Origin of the sequence: Paenibacillus gorillae (genome assembly GCF_000513275.1) — a bacterium.
GTDB classification, from domain to species: Bacteria; Bacillota; Bacilli; order Paenibacillales; family Paenibacillaceae; genus Pristimantibacillus; species Pristimantibacillus gorillae.
Genome location: NZ_CBVJ010000093.1, coordinates 163,604 through 179,157, shown reverse-complemented (window position 1 = coordinate 179,157; position 15,554 = coordinate 163,604). Strand labels below are relative to the sequence as shown.

Sequence of the window (15,554 nt, the reverse complement as noted above, 5' to 3'; positions counted from 1 at the left end):
AGCGTGCGAGTTCAGTCTGACTTTTCGAAGATTCTCTCCATCTAGTTCGGATAGGCGAACGATAGATGGAAACAAGAACGGCAGAATGAACCGTGACGCGCAGCGAGCGCATGCTCTTGAACTTCCACCCCACAAAAAAAGGTCGGGGGAGGCATTTTCGCGCAGTGAAAAATGAGGTGTGAGAGCGGAGCGCCACGAGTTCAGTCTGACTTTTCGAAGGTTCTCTCCATCTAGTTCGCGCAGGCGAACGATAGATAGAATCAAGAACGGCAGAATGAACCGTGACGCGCAGCGAGCACATGCTCTTAGCAACTAGCACATGCCCCCCACACAAAACCAATAAAAAAGGCCTGTAGCCCAATCAGCCACAGCCCCATCATTTAACTTTCAATCCCCGGCAAAATAGGTCCGTCATATTAGGACCCGGCCAAGCATATAAAATGAGTATAGAAAAAAGCTTGACTCATTGACAAATTCAATAAGTCTAGAGGATTAATTTCGACAAAAATTTATCAAAAAAGAAGAAAGTCGCTACCACCATCCGACATATTCCCGACTAATCATTAGGTATAATAACGATGTTGTAGTTTATTTATAATAGAGTAGGAGTCGGATATGATGATAGATGGAGAGAGAAACGTTAATACCGATGACAAACGCATCGAGCTGAACATCAGAGAAATTCTTCAGCAGCTGGAGATCCCGCAGGATAAATGGCCGGCTGAACTTATTGTTCCGATTTCGATGAACCGTTAGTTCATCATTCTCTCCGCGCGCACAAAGGCAATAAATCGTTTCGTCTCTTCGGCGGTAAGCTTTCGACCGTCTATGCTAAGGTTATACTTTTGTAAAATTTCATCATCAGATAATTCAAGATGATCAACAAAATCACGAACGTCGTCGCTCAATGCGGACTGAGGATTCATCGTCCTGCCGACTAAATAATCGATCGAAACCTGATACAGGTCGGCAAACTTTGCTAACGTCTCGCTGTCTGGCTCTCTACGGTTTTTCTCATAGTGAGAAAGTGCTGCTCGAGAAATGCCGAGCTTAGCTGCGGTTTGCTCCTGTGTCCAACGTTTTTCATCCCTTAACTGAGCAATTCGGTTTCCGATACTCATCCTTTATCCTCCTAAATTAACCGATTCCCGCTACACCTATATTAATACGTAAATGTTAAAAAAGCATTAATGTGCAACGAAACGTCGCAAATAACGGCGTTTTTTTTATTTTCAGTTGACATGTTACATATCGTATCGTAAAGTGAAAGAAGTGGTAGATACGATATGTATCTTATTTAAGGATTGACCGATGCCTTCTCCTTTAAACGCAGCTGCATTGGTCTCATTTCATATAGGGAGCCGAATATGGAGACGAACAGCGAACTGCAGCGAGCTTTTTTTCGAATGCGTTTAAATGAAGGGATTAAAGCTGAAATGCGTCTGCTTAATCCGATTGGGCTTCTGCTAAGCCGGAATGTTGCGCATGTGCTGTTGCTTAATATTAGCCAAGAGGGCCTTTGTTTTTTGTCCGGACTCAAGCTTCCGGTAGACAAGGGTTATTTGGTCGATTTTCAAATTATATTATCTGGCGTTTCGCTCCAGTTGCGTGGTCATATCGTCTGGCGGGAACAGAGGGACAATCAATTTGAATACGGCGTCGCGTTCCACCCTCCAAACCGGATGCAGCCCCTTATGATTCGTTTGTTGAATCAGGAGATGCTCCGCCAAAGTCCTAATCAACTAAAAATCCATCAGCTGTATCGAAAGCTAAGGAGCCGGTCGACATGAAGCCTTGGGTGAAAAAAACAGTAATAGGGACGAGTGCTTTTCTATTAATAATGGCGGCTGGAGCCATCGGATACAGTTGGTATCTCTACCATCATGTCAAACAAACGGCGGCGGCCATTTACGAGCCCATTCAGCCTGTTGAATATAAGAGCAAGGACCCCGAAGTGAAAGTGAATACTACAACTGAACCTACTATTAAGGAACGAATCGAGAACAAGCATCCCTTTACCGTCCTGGTGATGGGTGTCGATGAACGCGGACAAGATAAGGGACGGTCTGATACGTTAATAGTTATGGCGGTCAATCCTAACAAAAAGTCAATCCTCATGTTCAATATCCCTCGGGACACGAGAACCGAAATTATCGGTCATGGCACGACGGATAAAATAAATCATGCCTATGCGTTTGGCGGTGCGGAAATGTCGAAGCAGACGGTGGAGCACTTTCTCGATTATCCGATTGATTATTATATTCGAGTGAATATGGAGGGCTTTGCTAAAATGGTCGATTTGATCGGCGGGGTACAGATCGACAACCCGTTTGGTTTCTTTTACGAAGGGCATCAATTCGATAAGGGAACATTAAAGCTCGACGGGGAGGAAGCGCTGCTCTATTCCAGAATGCGCTACGAGGACCCGCGGGGTGATTTTGGCCGTAATACAAGGCAACGCGAGATTTTGAAGCAGGTGCTGAAGCGCGCCTTGACATTCAACAGCATCAAGCAGATCGAGAAAATTCTCGATCAGTTGGGCAGCAGTGTAAAAACGAATATTTCATTCGATGAGATGAAAACATTCATAACCGACTATCGTTCGGATTTGGAGCAGGTGGATACTGTTGAAATTAGCGGCAGCGGGTCAACGATTAATCGTGTCTGGTATTACATCGTCGGCAACGGCGAGAAAGAACGAATCCATAATTTGCTGAAAAATCAGATGAGCGGCGGCGATGTACCAACCAAGCTGTAGCATCTATTAGGAGAGCGAGTGATTGGAATGAAAGAGATCGAGTATTTTTACTGCGTGGGCTGCGGCGCAATGGTTCCGGCTGAGCAGGCAAGGGAGATTTTCCGGACCGGTTTTTTCCGGGTTGTACAGCCGCTTGGCTGCTGCGAAGAATGTATGGGGGACGAACCGGACGAGGAGAATAGAATCACACTTGTTATATGAAGATTAATGGGGGAAAGAAATAAGCGAAGAAAGATAAAGAGATATAGAAACAAGCGAGGGCTCCCTGGGACCGGGGAGCTTTTTCCATGAATATTTTGCATTAGGGTTGGGGGCTCTAGTACCCCGGTTGCTTTCATTTGAAGATGCCGTTGGCTATAATGTAAATTATGTTATTAGCGAGGGGGGTTGCTTTATTTCACAGCCAATTGTACAGCTGCAAAACGTAACGAAACGGATCGGAAAAAAGACGATTATCAATGATCTGTCACTGGACCTTCCGGTAGGCGAAGTATTTGGATTTCTTGGGCCCAACGGAGCCGGCAAAACAACGACAATACGCATGATGGTGGGGCTCATGTCACTCACCGGCGGAGAGATCAAGATCGATGGATACAGTATCACCAAGCAATATCAGAAGGCTATCCGCAATGTAGGCGCAATCGTGGAAAATCCGGAGATGTATAAGTATTTGTCCGGTTATCAGAATCTCATTCATTTCGCACGCATGATCCCGGATATTTCGGATGAACGAATTGAAGAAGTTGTAAAACTTGTGGGATTGGGTTCGCGCATTCATGACAAGGTACGGACGTATTCGCTGGGTATGCGGCAAAGACTTGGTGTGGCACAAGCCATTCTACATAGGCCGAAGCTGCTCATTCTGGACGAGCCGACGAACGGACTGGACCCGGCGGGTATCCGCGAGCTTCGCGATTATCTTCGGCAATTGGCCAAAGATGAAGGCATTTCGATATTCGTCTCCAGCCATTTGCTGGCGGAGATGGAGCTCATGTGCGATCGCGTTGCCATTATTCAGAATGGCAAGCTGATTGATGTTAGAGGCATCAAACAGCAAGGTGATGATGGGGCGGAAAGCAGGCGTTTTGTTTTTGAGGTGGGCAATGTTGTTGAAGCGATTACCGTAGCAGCTCAGCTTGGCCAGAAGGCCGAAGCAGACGGACAATCGGCGATTGCTATAGAAGCAGATCGTGAGCTGGTAGCGAAGCTGAATGCAGCTTTTGTAGAAGCTGGCGTTTCCGTCTACGGTATCCGAGCGCAAGGCAAATCACTCGAAGATCAATTCCTGGAAATGACGGGGGGCGAACAGATTGTTTAATTTTGCAGGGCTCGTCATGAACGAAAATATGAAAATTTACCGGAGGGCTCGTACCTGGGTGATGCTTGGTATTATGCTGCTGCTCGTCCTTTGCATCTCAGTAGGTACCCGACTGTTTTCCAATTATCTGCCTTCGATGTGGTCAGTATTTAATTGGGAATCTGTAGTTAGTTTTCTGCTAATTACGGTATTTACCACGATAGTTGCAGCCGGCAGTGTTGCGGATGAATTTACGGCAGGAACGATCAAGCTATTGCTGATCCGGCCATGGTCGCGGTCGAAAATACTGCTGTCCAAGTATGTTGCCGTTATCTTGTTCGCCTTGCTGCAAACCGTAGTGCTCTACTTGTTCTTGCTTGCTATGAATGCCCTGTTGTTCGGTTATGACAGCAGTGCAGCGTCGGATACCATTGCGCCTCTCTATAAAGGTACGGCGGCTGTGTATTTCATTCAATACTTTTTCTATGAATTCATTTCTCTGATCGTAACGGCTACCATGGCGTTTATGATATCCGCCGTGTTCCGCAGCGGGGGACTGGCGATCGGTTTATCGCTGTTCCTCATTCTGGTCGTCAATTCCTTCGTTGGGCTATTCGCGATATTGAATTACGCTTGGGTAGATTACCTGCTGTTCATTCATCTGAATCTCGTTCAGTATTTGAACGGAACGCCACTAAGGGAGGGCATGACGCTTGGCTTCTCATTGGCGGTATTGGGCGTTTATTATGTCGTGTTTGTCGCATTGACCTGGTTTGTATTCAACAAGCGCGATGTGGCGGCTTAAGTAGCAGGCCAGTCGCTGTACAACCTAATAAAGCCGTCCGAAGGTTCCCGTTATGAATAGGGAAAGCTTCAGACGGCTTTGTTATTTTTATGGATGAAAGGAATTAACCCGCTTGTCTGGCTTTCTCCTTTTCCTTATGGGAGGAGTCTTTCGCTGCTGATTGGTTTGGCAAGGCTGTATCCGTCTCCGATAGAGGGCGGGTTTTGTTCTCGTGAGCGCGTTCCATATGGCAGCTGCCGCTCATCAATCCCCCGTCGTGTATTATAAGCGATTGAGCAGTGATGCTGCCGATAATTTGACCGGTTGCGGTTACTGTCAGCCGTCCTTTGGCGATTATATCGCCGAATACTTTGCCGGCAATCGTAATTTCTTTTCCGTGGATACTGGAGCGGGCAACGCCGCTTTCTCCGATGATAACATCACCGACGCATTCAATATCGCCGCTGAATTCACCCTCAACCCGAAGATTGGCTTCGCAAATCAGCTTACCCTCCATATGTGTCCCTTGACCGATCAGCGTATCGGTTGCGGAGAACCGCTTGCTGTCCTTGAACATAGCCATTTAATCCTCCTTTACAAGAGACAAGTAGTTTAACGGATTGACCGCCTCATCTCTCTGCATGACTTGAAAATGCAAGTGAGGGCCGGAGCTTCGTCCAGTCGAGCCGAGAAGCCCGATTTTTTCGCCGCGGACAATCGTATCCCCTTCACGAGCTTCGATCTGCTTCAAATGCATATAGACGCTGCGCAGGCCGTTGCCGTGGTCGATGACTATATGATTGCCCTCCGAGCTGCTGAAGCCGCTCTCCTCTACAATGCCGTTTGCTGCGCTGAAGACGGGATCTCCGGTATTACCGGCAATGTCGATCCCGGCATGAAAAGTAGCCTTTCCCGTAAAAGGATCCTTTCGGTAACCGAAGCCGGATGTCATCTGATGCGAGCTTGTCGGCCAGCCGGACGGGATGGCGTCCAGCTCTGCTTGGCGCAGTCTGTACTGCTTAAGTGAATATGCCATCGTCTGCTCCATCTCATCCAACATATCGCTTACGGCTTGAAGGTCGAGAGTAGAGCTGTCTGCCAGCGCGGCCATTCGCTTTAATTCAGCCGAAGGCTGTGACGAATTGGCCAAGGGTATAACGGACGACGTCTTTCCCCCTATGGAGGCAGAGAGCGACTGAACTTTCCCACGGGAAACGCTGGAGTCCGAATTGCGGGATGAATGGCTTGACCCCGTCACGGCTCCATACTTCTCAATAAACTGTTGAAGCTTATTCTCCAGCGCCTGCAGGTCATTCAACTTCGTCTCCATATTCTTTGTCTGCTGGGATAGGAGCGTGATTTCTTTTTGCAGATTCAAGATGGCTTCATCTTTGGCGGATACCGTTTGCGCGAACTGGGAGGTTTGCTGTGAGAGCTGGTCTTCCAGGTGGCTGATCTTGAAGGCAGACTTCAGTTGAAGTCCGCCGATGCAACCGGAAACAGCAAGTACGGCTACAGCTGGAGCTGCAACGACCGACCGTTTGGAAACATGGAACTGTCTGACAGTCTTGTCGGCGCCGCGCAGCAGCATGAAAGACCATCCAGCTTTCCGTGTTCGATTCAATAGTCGTTCTCCTTCCGGCCGTTAATTCAAATCAGAACGTTCTAATGCTATTTATTCTAGAAAAGAGCGAAACATGCCATTGAAAAAAATGAGAGTAGCGAAAGAGGGGAGAGAAAAAGCGCCCCAGCAGGGCGCATTTTTGGAAGATTGCAATGTTATTTGAGATTTTCAATGGCTTGGACAGTTTCTGGAGTGAAACTGAAGGAGCGGCCTTGCATTTGCTCTGGCGGCAATGTTGCAAGTTGAGCCGTTCTGCTCTGTACTTCGGCAGCAAGCTCCAGTACACGCTCACGGTACTTGTCTTTATTGGCTGCATCCGAAGTCATAGCGCCAATATTAGCAATAACCGCTTTTTCGTAAAACTGGATATCCCATTGGAACTTGGAGACGCCCTCGTCGAGAATAGCAAGCTGCTCTGGAAGATTTCCGTCTTTTTTGAAAGCATCATTCAGCATTGAAATGATTGAACGATTGTAAGGGTCATGCTTTTTAGCATTTTGAAGGGTTAGTATGCCTTCTTCTAAATATTTACGATCATGAGTTTGATCATAGGCTTGACCCAGCGCCTCGAATTTTGTTAAGGAAAAGACAGATTGATTAGGCTTTGATTTAATGAGCTTATTTAATTTAGGAAGTAATTCATTAATTGCAATCTGGCCACTAGATGCTTTGTTTATCGTTTGATCAAAGCTGCGAATAGCACTAGCGCTGCGGATTGAAGTGATTAATAGAATTATAGTTAGCAGGCCGATTGAAGATGAATATATGATTTTGCTATAGGATGTACTTTTTTGATCAGCGAATCGGTTAATAAGCATTAATTTCCCGTAAGGAGCGAGCATGCTTCCTAGACTGATAAATACGAGAGCACTTAAATAAATGTAGCTCATATCGAAATCAATAGCGCTATGCAAGAGCAGGGTCAAAGAAATGATAAAGAAGATGAAATGACTTCCCCGGCGCTCTGCGTAACGGATATAGGAACGGATGTAGAGCCAGTAAATATAGGCCAATAGACCAATTAATATTAAGAGCCCTAACCAACCAACCTCAACGAGCGTTTGAATAAAGTAACTATGTGCCTGACGGCTCCAGTACGGGTTATGCTGATATTGCTCATAGAGTGCCTGCCAACCGCCACCGCCTGCACCAAGAACTGGATAGTCCTGCGAGACTTTTAGGCCATCCTCGTAAAATGTCCAACGTTCAAGCACGGAGTGCTGCTGCAGGTTAATGTTCTCAAAGCGTGCTGCGATCTTGTCAGGCAGCAAGTCTCTTACGCCGCTGCTTGTGAGTAAGATAATGACTGCGAGTGATCCAATTATAATAATTGTTGCAGGAACAGCAGCGAATGACCATCTGCGTTCGGCTAGCCTTTTCGTTTTCGTTTCCAGCCAAGGATAGAGTTTTTTGTGAATGAGCAGGATAAGTCCGGCATTAACAAGTGCTGCAGCCCCTAACAGCAACCAGCTTTGTATAGGCAATGAGTCGAACATCGAGATTGGGTTTGGCGCCTTTGTCTCGGTAGGCTGAACGATTGCTGCAATTGCATCGGTGTTGGCAGTCAACTTGCTCAGTATGACAACTGATAGCAGAGCTGTGAGCCCTGTGTACACGATATAAGCGATTTGTTGAGCGAACCGCAGAAACGGAACGAGAATAAGGATTACGACCGGTATAATAACGATTGCGCCACGAGAATAGGTTAACAGGAATGATATGAAAATCGGAACGAGCATGATTGCATTCGCCAGACGCATATACCAGCGGGTACATGTTGCTGCATAATAAACAGCTGCTAGCAGAATTGCACTGAGGAAACCTGCATACGTATTGGAATATTGGAAGACAGATGCAAGGCGATAGCCATCATGTGCCAGCCACATTCCGTCCCGGAAATATTCCTGACCAAATAAGATAAGCAATCCGTAAAATACGACTATGTAACAAGTTAACATGGTAGCATATTCAATGATTTTCCGGGCAGGCAGCCTCTCCCCTGCATAAATTGCTGCTAGAAATAATGCTGCCATTAGAAACATCACTTTTACCATAAAGCCAGCATAGTAGCTGGAAACAGCCTGCATGGATGAGAGCCAATAAACGACAGGAAGCAACAAGACGAGAATCGACAGCAAACTTCGATGATTGTTGAGTTTCCAGCCAACTCTGTAAACATAGATAACAGTAGCAGCGAGTAATACAAAACCATAAATGGCTGCATTGTAAATTGCAGTCTCAAAAGCGTACTCGTAACCGTTAAACAATGCTTTGTTGAAAGGGAAAATAATGATAAATAGAGCTAAGCCGATTGTAAGTATCCAGTTTAATAGTGGTGGTTTTTCAGTAATGATAGTACTGCGTGTTACTTTTTTACGTGCGCTCATGTATGAACTCCTTACTCCTATTTGATTCTACTCCTCTGTGTATTTTAACAAATGAGGAAATGGATTACTATAAAGAAAGCAGTGGAATTTGTATGTTGTTTACAAAATTACGAAAATTGTGAATGTCGAAAGAATAGACGATTTCATCGAATTTTCTACCTTTTTGGAGAAACTAGAATAAGAATAAGGTGTTCAGCATGTAGATTCTTTGTTAAAATGGTTAGGATGCGTTCGACATAATTGTAGAAATATGAGAATTGAATTGTCGAACATAACTGATGGTGGTGTCCTATATTAAACAAAATCTCTTAAAATTATTGTATAAGTTAGCTGTTCGGTCTAAGAAACTAGTAGCTCCCTTTGTTCCTCCGCAAACGATGCAGCGAGTAAAACGAAATTTACTTAAAACGGCTTTTCCAATCGAGCAGAGAGAGTTGATCAGTCGATTGGATTTATCCGGTGAACTTGGTGTGAATTTAATCGGTTATGCAAGAGCAGAGATGGGAATAGGCGAGTCATGTCGTATCGCGGCCAAATCACTAACAGCGGGAGAGCTTTCTTTTGGAATTATAAATTATACGGGTACGAATAGCTCGCGTATGTCAGATATGAGCTGGGCTCATAAAGAGATTGATTCTCCTGAATACAAAATTAATATATTTCATCTAAATGCAGAGCAAATGATAGAGATATATTCTCAATACAGCAGTGAACTATTTAAAACTCGTTATAATATAGGTTATTGGCACTGGGAGTTGCCTGATTTTCCAGATCGTTGGCGGGATAGCTTCGGACTTGTCCAGGAAATCTGGGCACCGTCTACATTTGTCGCAGAAGCAATTGCGATGAAAAGTCCCGTTCCGGTTATTCGTATCCCACATAGTATTGAAGTGAAAGTTGCAGAAATGAGAAATAGAGATTATTTCAAATTGCCTGAAAATGTATTTCTATTTTTAACTATGTATGATGTTAAGAGTTATCATCAGCGTAAAAATCCCCAAGCTTCTGTCCGAGCGTTTAAAGAGGCTTTTAAGGGAAACGATGATTCAATTGGCTTGGTGATTAAAGTAAACAGTAGCGATACTAAGGAACTAAAGGAACTAAATCAGCTTGTTGGTGATTACAGCAACATTTATATAATAAAAGATGTCTTATCTAGAAATGACACTAATGCTCTGCTTCATATCACGGATTGCTATATTTCGTTGCATCGAAGTGAAGGATTCGGTTTGGGGCTCGCTGAAGCGATGTATCTCGGCAAGCCGGTTATTGGAACCAATTGGTCATCTAACATCGACTTTATGAATAGCAGTAACTCTTGTTTGGTAGATTATAATCTTGTGCAGCTTGGTGAAACTTACGGCCCATATGAAAGTTATCAATTTTGGGCAGAGCCGGATACAGAGCATGCTGCTTCGTACATGAAGCGAATCGTTGATGATATTGAGTATCGTAATCTTATTTCACATAACGGGAAAATTACCATCCAAACCGATTATTCACCAAAGCGAGTTGGTGAATTAATAAAAAAACGCTTGGAGTATATCAAAGAATGGAATAATGGAGGTTGAAATGACACTAACTTGTGTAATTATGGCTGGGGGGAAGGGTGAACGGTTCTGGCCGAAGAGTCGAACCAATTTACCCAAACAATTTTTAAATATATCTGGCAACAAATCAATGATTCAACAATCGATAGAGAGACTTGAATTATTAATTGATATTAGTCAAATCTTTATCGTTACTAATGAATTGTATGCTGAATTGCTTAAAGCCCAAATTCCTCACTTGCCGATAGAAAATATTATTATTGAGCCAATTGGACGCAATACAGCCCCTTGTATTGGACTAGCCTCTATTATAATTGAAGAGAGATATAAGGATAGTACGATGATTGTAATTCCTTCAGATCATATTATAGAAAACGAAGAAGGATTTATTAATATTTTAAAGACAGCGTCAGAAATCGCTAACTCTAATGAAAATTTAGTTACTCTTGGTATTGAGCCAACCTATCCAGAAACCGGCTACGGATACATAGAAAGTATGGGTGTGGAGCAACTCGTTAATGATGTCAAAGTATATCAGGTGAATAAATTCGTAGAAAAACCAAATTATGAAGTTGCACAATCCTATTTAGCTGCCGGTAATTTCTACTGGAACAGTGGCATCTTTGTATGGAAAACATCTGTTATTCGAAAATTCATACAAGAGTTAATGCCCGATATGCATGATGTGTTAGAGACTATGAAATATGCATTAGGAAAGCCGGATCAGGATAAGATCATCGCAGAGGAATTTATAAAAATGCCTGATCAATCTATTGATTATGGGATTATGGAAAAAGCATCAAACATTTATGTGATTCCATGTTTATTTGGATGGGATGATGTGGGCAGTTGGACGGCATTAGAAAGAATTGATCAACTGGATGATAACGGTAATGTGATTAAGGGCAATATACTTAATCTCGATACTAAACGATGTATTATTGAAAGCAACGGCAAGTTAATTGCTACATTAGGGATCGAGGATCTCATTATAGTAGATACCGAAGATGTGACGCTCATTTGCACGAAAGATAAGGCTCAGGAAGTAAAACTTCTGCTCAAGGAATTAAGAATGCAAAAACTTGAACAGTATCTTTAAATAAATACAATTTAGAGGAGAATGTATCAACATGACTAAGAATGCACTTATTACAGGAATTACAGGACAAGATGGATCTTATTTGGCAGAATTATTATTGGAAAAGGGTTATAAAGTATATGGTCTGCGTCGGAGAACAAGTACGCCAATCATGGAAAATATCGATCATATTAAAAATGAGATAGAGTTTATAGATGGAGATCTATTAGATTTAGGCTCCTTGATTAATGCTGTGCGTATCTCCAACCCGGATGAAGTATATAATTTAGCAGCTCAGTCTTTTGTCGGGACGTCATGGATTCAGCCGGTGCTTACTGGACAGTCTACAGGAATTGGTGTAACTAATATGCTGGAAGCCGTTCGTTTGACAAAGCCGGAAGCGAAATTTTACCAAGCATCTAGCAGTGAAATGTTTGGTAAAGTTGTCGAAACACCGCAGAAAGAAACAACACCTTTCTATCCACGCAGCCCATACGGTGTTGCTAAAGTATATGGTCACTGGATTACCGTTAATTATCGTGAGAGCTATGACATGTTTGCTTGTTCAGGTATCTTATTCAATCATGAATCTCCGAGACGAGGTGTAGAATTCGTCACTCGTAAGGTTACGGATGCAGTTGCTCGAATTAAACTCGGTCTGCAAACGGAACTTAGAATGGGCAATCTTGATGCAAAACGTGATTGGGGTTTTGCCGGGGATTATGTAAAGGCAATGTGGCTCATGTTGCAGCAAGACAAACCTGAAGACTTTGTAATTTCTACAGGTGAGATGCATACAGTCGAAGAACTCGTTGAAATTGCTTTCAGCCACGCAGATTTGAATTGGAGAGATTACGTTGTTATTGATCCGAAATTTGTGCGTCCAGCAGAGGTAGATTTGTTACTTGGCGATTGCACGAAAGCAAAAGAACAGCTTGGTTGGAAGCTAGAGGTTGGGTTTGAACAAATGGTGAAGATGATGGTAGATAATGATATGAAGAAAGTATCGCTTGTAAATCAAAAATAAGGAGCATATGAATGAGAGCTCTAATAACAGGAATAAGTGGTTTTGTAGGGCGGTATTTAGCACAAAACTTAATAAATAATGGGTACGAAGTATGGGGCGGGACACGTAAGTGTCCGCCTCCCCTCATTACTAGTGTAAATATAATAGATATTGATTTTTCACAGCAGGATAGGGTTCAAAGAGTATTAGAGGATATTAGGCCTGATGTGATCTTTCATTTGTCGGGTCAAAGCTCTGTGAAATATTCATGGGACAATATTGAGGAGACATTCCAATCTAATCTAATGGATACTATCGGGTTATTTGAGGCTATTAGAAAGTCTACTGTAAGTGACCTTGTTAAAGTGATTTCAATTGGTTCATCAGAAGAGTATGGACTGGTAACTAAATTGCCGATTATCGAAGAGAATAATACTAATCCATTAAATCCGTATGGTCTCTCAAAGGCTTCTGTAAGTAGATTAGCGCAACATTATAGTAAACAATATGGACTTCAGATTATTCATGCCCGAGCATTTAATCATATAGGCCCAGGACAAATGTTAGGATTCGTAACGAGCGATTTTGCGAAACAAATTGTTGAAATAGAACATGGTAAGGCAGACCCTGTTATCTATGTTGGGAATTTAACTAGCAAACGAGATTTCACTGATGTGCGAGATATTGTTGAGGGTTATCGACTCTTATTTGAACAAGGAGTTTCAGGGCAAGTATATAATGTATGCTCTGGTTTATGTGTCTCAATTAGAAGTATTCTTGATCAATTAATATTATTTTCCTCCACGACCATTGAGGTAATTATCGATGAAAATAAAATGAGGCCTAGTGATGTTCCAGAATACTACGGTTCTAACAAGAAGATTAATCAGGCTACAGGTTGGACACCTGCTATTCCATTAGAAAAAAGCCTCTATGATATATATCAATATTGGAAAAAATCGACGTAATATAGATTATTATGAACGGTGGTTTAAAAGTAATATGCTGAACTACTTTAAGGAGCTTTTTAATTTTAGACAAATGTTGGTCAGTATCGTACGCAGAGATTTACGCTCTCGATATAAAGGATCATTTCTTGGTTTTTTATGGACATTTATAAATCCATTGCTACAGCTATTAGTTTATTCTATTGTTTTTCCCTATTTATTAAGAATTGAACAAGAAAATTATGCGATGTTCCTCTTCGTTGCTCTATTACCCTGGATATTTTTTACTACCTCTGTACAAGGCGCTACAACAAGTATTGTTGGAGGAGCGAACCTAGTAAAAAAAGTTTACTTTCCAAGACTTATTCTTCCTATTTCTGTAGTCGGTACGAATTTAATGAATTATATATATGGTCTAGTTATTACATTTGCTGCGCTCCTTCTGACAGGTGTTCATTTGACATTTAATGTCTTATGGCTTCCTGTCGTTTTACTGATTGAATTTATATTTATATTAGGACTGTCAGTAATATTATCCGCTCTATATGTTAAATTTAGAGACCTAGAGCATATTGTCGGAGTAGTTACTTTTGTATGGTTCTATTTAACCCCTATTGTTTTTCCAATCACCATATTCCCGGAAAGAATTGCTTCCATCATAAGCTTAAATCCAATGGTTCCCATTATAAACTCATTTAGAAATGTGCTGCTAAATGGAGTTCAACCTGATTGGAGTGCATTATTATATTCACTTTTAATAGGGATCGTATTATTAATAGTTGGTATATTTATCTTTAGAAAAAGCGAAAAGACTTTCGCGGAGGATTTGTAAAATGAGCGATCAAACGGTTATCTCTATAAAAAACGTTAGTAAAACGTTTAAAATCTATCGTGATAAGCCATTAACAATGAAAGAAAAATTATTGAAATTGAGAAGCAATGAGTATAGCAATTTTTATGCGCTTAATAACGTTAGTCTGGATATAAAAAAAGGTGAGACAGTTGGATTGATTGGACATAATGGATGCGGAAAAAGTACGTTGTTAAAGCTTATTACTAAAATATTGTATCCTGACACAGGAGAGATTGAGGTTAATGGAAGAATTTCAAGCCTTATTGAGTTAGGGGCTGGTTTCCATCCAGATTTCACTGGCAGAGAGAATATTTATATTAATGCATCCATATCGGGATTATCAAGGAAAGAGATTGATGGGAAATTAGATGAAATTATTCGATTTTCTGAATTAGGAGATTTCATTGAAAATCCAGTAAGAACGTATTCTTCAGGAATGTATATGCGTTTGGCATTCTCGGTAGCCATTAATGTAAATCCTGAGATTTTATTAATTGATGAGATTTTATCTGTTGGGGATGCCAATTTTCAGAAGAAATGCTTTGATAAGATTGAAGGTTTTAAGAATAGCGGAGCAACTATAGTTATTGTGGCTCATGATCTAGGGACAATTGAAAAAATTAGCGATAAAGTTGTGTGGCTAAGTGAAGGATCTATTGTAGAGCAAGGAGAACCTGATCGAGTTGTAAACTTGTATACGCAGCATATGAATAAAAAATTTGTAGAGCAACGCCAACAAGAGTACTTGGAGGATGTAAACAATAAGCCTCCTGTAGAATCAGTGAACGAAACTGAGTTATCCGAGCTGCCTGAGCAGCAAGAAGAAATTCCGCAATTCTCAGATGAAAGTAGATGGGGCTCGAAAGAAGTCATAATTACTGAAGCAAGAATATTGAATAGCCAAGGAGAAAATACGAACGTTATTTCCGCAGGACAATCCATGGTCATTGAAATTGATTATAAGGTTCTTCATTCTCAGAAAGAATATATATTTGGCATTGGATTTTATACAGCTGATAAAATGCTGGTTTACGGGAATAACACACAGATTGGGAAATTAAAGCTGCAATCTATAAAAGACACGGGCACAGTTAAGTTTAAAGTTAATCAATGCAATCTTCTTACAGGTAGTTATAAGCTAAATGTTGCTATTGTTAATGGTGAGCATCTGGCGTTAGATTTTATAAAATATTATATGGATTTCACGGTCGTGTCTAATGATAAAGCGGTGGGTGTCCTGTCTATAGATCATAGCTGGGATATTGGATAG

General features: G+C 42.0%; 16 protein-coding genes. 12 read left to right on the top strand and 4 right to left on the bottom strand.

The genetic code is table 11. The features are described 5' to 3' along the window. Positions 1 to 615: 615 nt before the first annotated feature. Complete coding sequence (locus tag TY10_RS30520) at positions 616 to 756, top strand: hypothetical protein (protein ID WP_155985915.1); 141 nt, start codon at positions 616 to 618, stop codon at positions 754 to 756. Here the strand turns inward: TY10_RS30520 and TY10_RS16765 are convergent. Then, positions 753 to 1,121: a helix-turn-helix domain-containing protein gene (locus tag TY10_RS16765; RefSeq protein ID WP_042165762.1), complete on the bottom strand. Its 369-nt coding sequence runs from the start codon at positions 1,119 to 1,121 to the stop codon at positions 753 to 755. The two genes, TY10_RS30520 and TY10_RS16765, sit on opposite strands and share 4 nt — an antisense overlap. A gap of 246 nt (positions 1,122 to 1,367) precedes the next feature. Here TY10_RS16765 and TY10_RS16760 point away from each other — a divergent pair, with 246 nt between their 5' ends. The 5 genes from TY10_RS16760 (at position 1,368) to TY10_RS16745 (ending at position 4,860) form a co-directional block, all read left to right on the top strand. Beyond that, the gene (locus TY10_RS16760) at positions 1,368 to 1,790 is read left to right on the top strand and encodes a PilZ domain-containing protein (RefSeq protein ID WP_042165760.1); all 423 of its coding nucleotides are present in this window, start codon (positions 1,368 to 1,370) and stop codon (positions 1,788 to 1,790) included. Next, positions 1,787 to 2,758, top strand: a complete 972-nt coding sequence (locus TY10_RS16755; protein WP_042165757.1) for an LCP family glycopolymer transferase — start codon at positions 1,787 to 1,789, stop codon at positions 2,756 to 2,758. The genes TY10_RS16760 and TY10_RS16755 overlap by 4 nt, the downstream gene beginning before the upstream one ends. 27 nt (positions 2,759 to 2,785) lie before the next feature. Beyond that, positions 2,786 to 2,959, top strand: coding sequence for a hypothetical protein (locus TY10_RS30515; RefSeq protein ID WP_155985913.1), 174 nt, complete (start codon positions 2,786 to 2,788; stop codon positions 2,957 to 2,959). A 193-nt stretch (positions 2,960 to 3,152) separates the two neighbouring features. Next, a complete protein-coding gene (locus tag TY10_RS16750) occupies positions 3,153 to 4,076 on the top strand; it encodes an ABC transporter ATP-binding protein (protein ID WP_042165841.1) in 924 nt (307 codons plus the stop codon). Continuing rightward, complete coding sequence (locus tag TY10_RS16745; protein WP_042165755.1) at positions 4,069 to 4,860, top strand: ABC transporter permease; 792 nt, start codon at positions 4,069 to 4,071, stop codon at positions 4,858 to 4,860. Before TY10_RS16750 ends, TY10_RS16745 begins: the two co-directional genes overlap by 8 nt. Before the next feature lie 103 nt (positions 4,861 to 4,963). Here the strand turns inward: TY10_RS16745 and TY10_RS16740 are convergent, their stop codons facing one another. From TY10_RS16740 to TY10_RS16730, 3 genes are all read right to left on the bottom strand, one after another. Beyond that, positions 4,964 to 5,422, bottom strand: a complete 459-nt coding sequence (locus TY10_RS16740) for a bactofilin family protein (protein ID WP_238327701.1) — start codon at positions 5,420 to 5,422, stop codon at positions 4,964 to 4,966. Then, positions 5,423 to 6,463 carry a M23 family metallopeptidase gene (locus TY10_RS16735; protein ID WP_052350591.1) on the bottom strand — a complete coding sequence of 347 codons (1,041 nt, stop codon included), beginning with the start codon at positions 6,461 to 6,463 and terminating at the stop codon, positions 5,423 to 5,425. A gap of 155 nt (positions 6,464 to 6,618) precedes the next feature. Next, positions 6,619 to 8,850 (bottom strand): O-antigen ligase family protein, encoded by a 2,232-nt coding sequence (locus TY10_RS16730; RefSeq protein ID WP_042165754.1) that lies wholly within the window; start codon positions 8,848 to 8,850, stop codon positions 6,619 to 6,621. A 446-nt stretch (positions 8,851 to 9,296) separates the two neighbouring features. Here TY10_RS16730 and TY10_RS16725 point away from each other — a divergent pair, with 446 nt between their 5' ends. From TY10_RS16725 to TY10_RS16700, 6 genes are read left to right on the top strand one after another with little or no spacing between them, the layout of a single operon-like run. Further along, a complete protein-coding gene (locus TY10_RS16725) occupies positions 9,297 to 10,421 on the top strand; it encodes a glycosyltransferase (protein ID WP_337588368.1) in 1,125 nt (374 codons plus the stop codon). Between the two features lies 1 nt (position 10,422). Then, positions 10,423 to 11,499 carry a mannose-1-phosphate guanylyltransferase gene (locus TY10_RS16720; RefSeq protein ID WP_042165748.1) on the top strand — a complete coding sequence of 359 codons (1,077 nt, stop codon included), beginning with the start codon at positions 10,423 to 10,425 and terminating at the stop codon, positions 11,497 to 11,499. A gap of 31 nt (positions 11,500 to 11,530) precedes the next feature. Beyond that, complete coding sequence (gene gmd, locus TY10_RS16715; protein WP_042165746.1) at positions 11,531 to 12,505, top strand: GDP-mannose 4,6-dehydratase; 975 nt, start codon at positions 11,531 to 11,533, stop codon at positions 12,503 to 12,505. Between the two features lie 11 nt (positions 12,506 to 12,516). Next, a complete protein-coding gene (locus TY10_RS16710; RefSeq protein WP_042165744.1) occupies positions 12,517 to 13,452 on the top strand; it encodes a GDP-mannose 4,6-dehydratase in 936 nt (311 codons plus the stop codon). A 34-nt stretch (positions 13,453 to 13,486) separates the two neighbouring features. Beyond that, a complete protein-coding gene (locus TY10_RS16705) occupies positions 13,487 to 14,263 on the top strand; it encodes an ABC transporter permease (protein ID WP_042165741.1) in 777 nt (258 codons plus the stop codon). 1 nt (position 14,264) lies between these two features. Next, the gene (locus tag TY10_RS16700) at positions 14,265 to 15,554 is read left to right on the top strand and encodes an ABC transporter ATP-binding protein (protein WP_042165738.1); all 1,290 of its coding nucleotides are present in this window, start codon (positions 14,265 to 14,267) and stop codon (positions 15,552 to 15,554) included.

Bases quoted from the DNA above. Each gene is read 5' to 3' on its own strand.
- TY10_RS30520 (WP_155985915.1), top strand. From the start codon at position 616: ATGATGATAGATGGAGAGAGAAACGTTAATACCGATGACAAACGCATC.
- TY10_RS16765 (WP_042165762.1), bottom strand. From the start codon at position 1,121: ATGAGTATCGGAAACCGAATTGCTCAGTTAAGGGATGAAAAACGTTGG.
- TY10_RS16760 (WP_042165760.1), top strand. From the start codon at position 1,368: ATGGAGACGAACAGCGAACTGCAGCGAGCTTTTTTTCGAATGCGTTTA.
- TY10_RS16755 (WP_042165757.1), top strand. From the start codon at position 1,787: ATGAAGCCTTGGGTGAAAAAAACAGTAATAGGGACGAGTGCTTTTCTA.
- TY10_RS30515 (WP_155985913.1), top strand. From the start codon at position 2,786: ATGAAAGAGATCGAGTATTTTTACTGCGTGGGCTGCGGCGCAATGGTT.
- TY10_RS16740 (WP_238327701.1), bottom strand. From the start codon at position 5,422: ATGGCTATGTTCAAGGACAGCAAGCGGTTCTCCGCAACCGATACGCTG.
- TY10_RS16730 (WP_042165754.1), bottom strand. From the start codon at position 8,850: ATGAGCGCACGTAAAAAAGTAACACGCAGTACTATCATTACTGAAAAA.
- TY10_RS16720 (WP_042165748.1), top strand. From the start codon at position 10,423: ATGACACTAACTTGTGTAATTATGGCTGGGGGGAAGGGTGAACGGTTC.
- gmd (WP_042165746.1), top strand. From the start codon at position 11,531: ATGACTAAGAATGCACTTATTACAGGAATTACAGGACAAGATGGATCT.
- TY10_RS16710 (WP_042165744.1), top strand. From the start codon at position 12,517: ATGAGAGCTCTAATAACAGGAATAAGTGGTTTTGTAGGGCGGTATTTA.
- TY10_RS16705 (WP_042165741.1), top strand. From the start codon at position 13,487: ATGCTGAACTACTTTAAGGAGCTTTTTAATTTTAGACAAATGTTGGTC.
- TY10_RS16700 (WP_042165738.1), top strand. From the start codon at position 14,265: ATGAGCGATCAAACGGTTATCTCTATAAAAAACGTTAGTAAAACGTTT.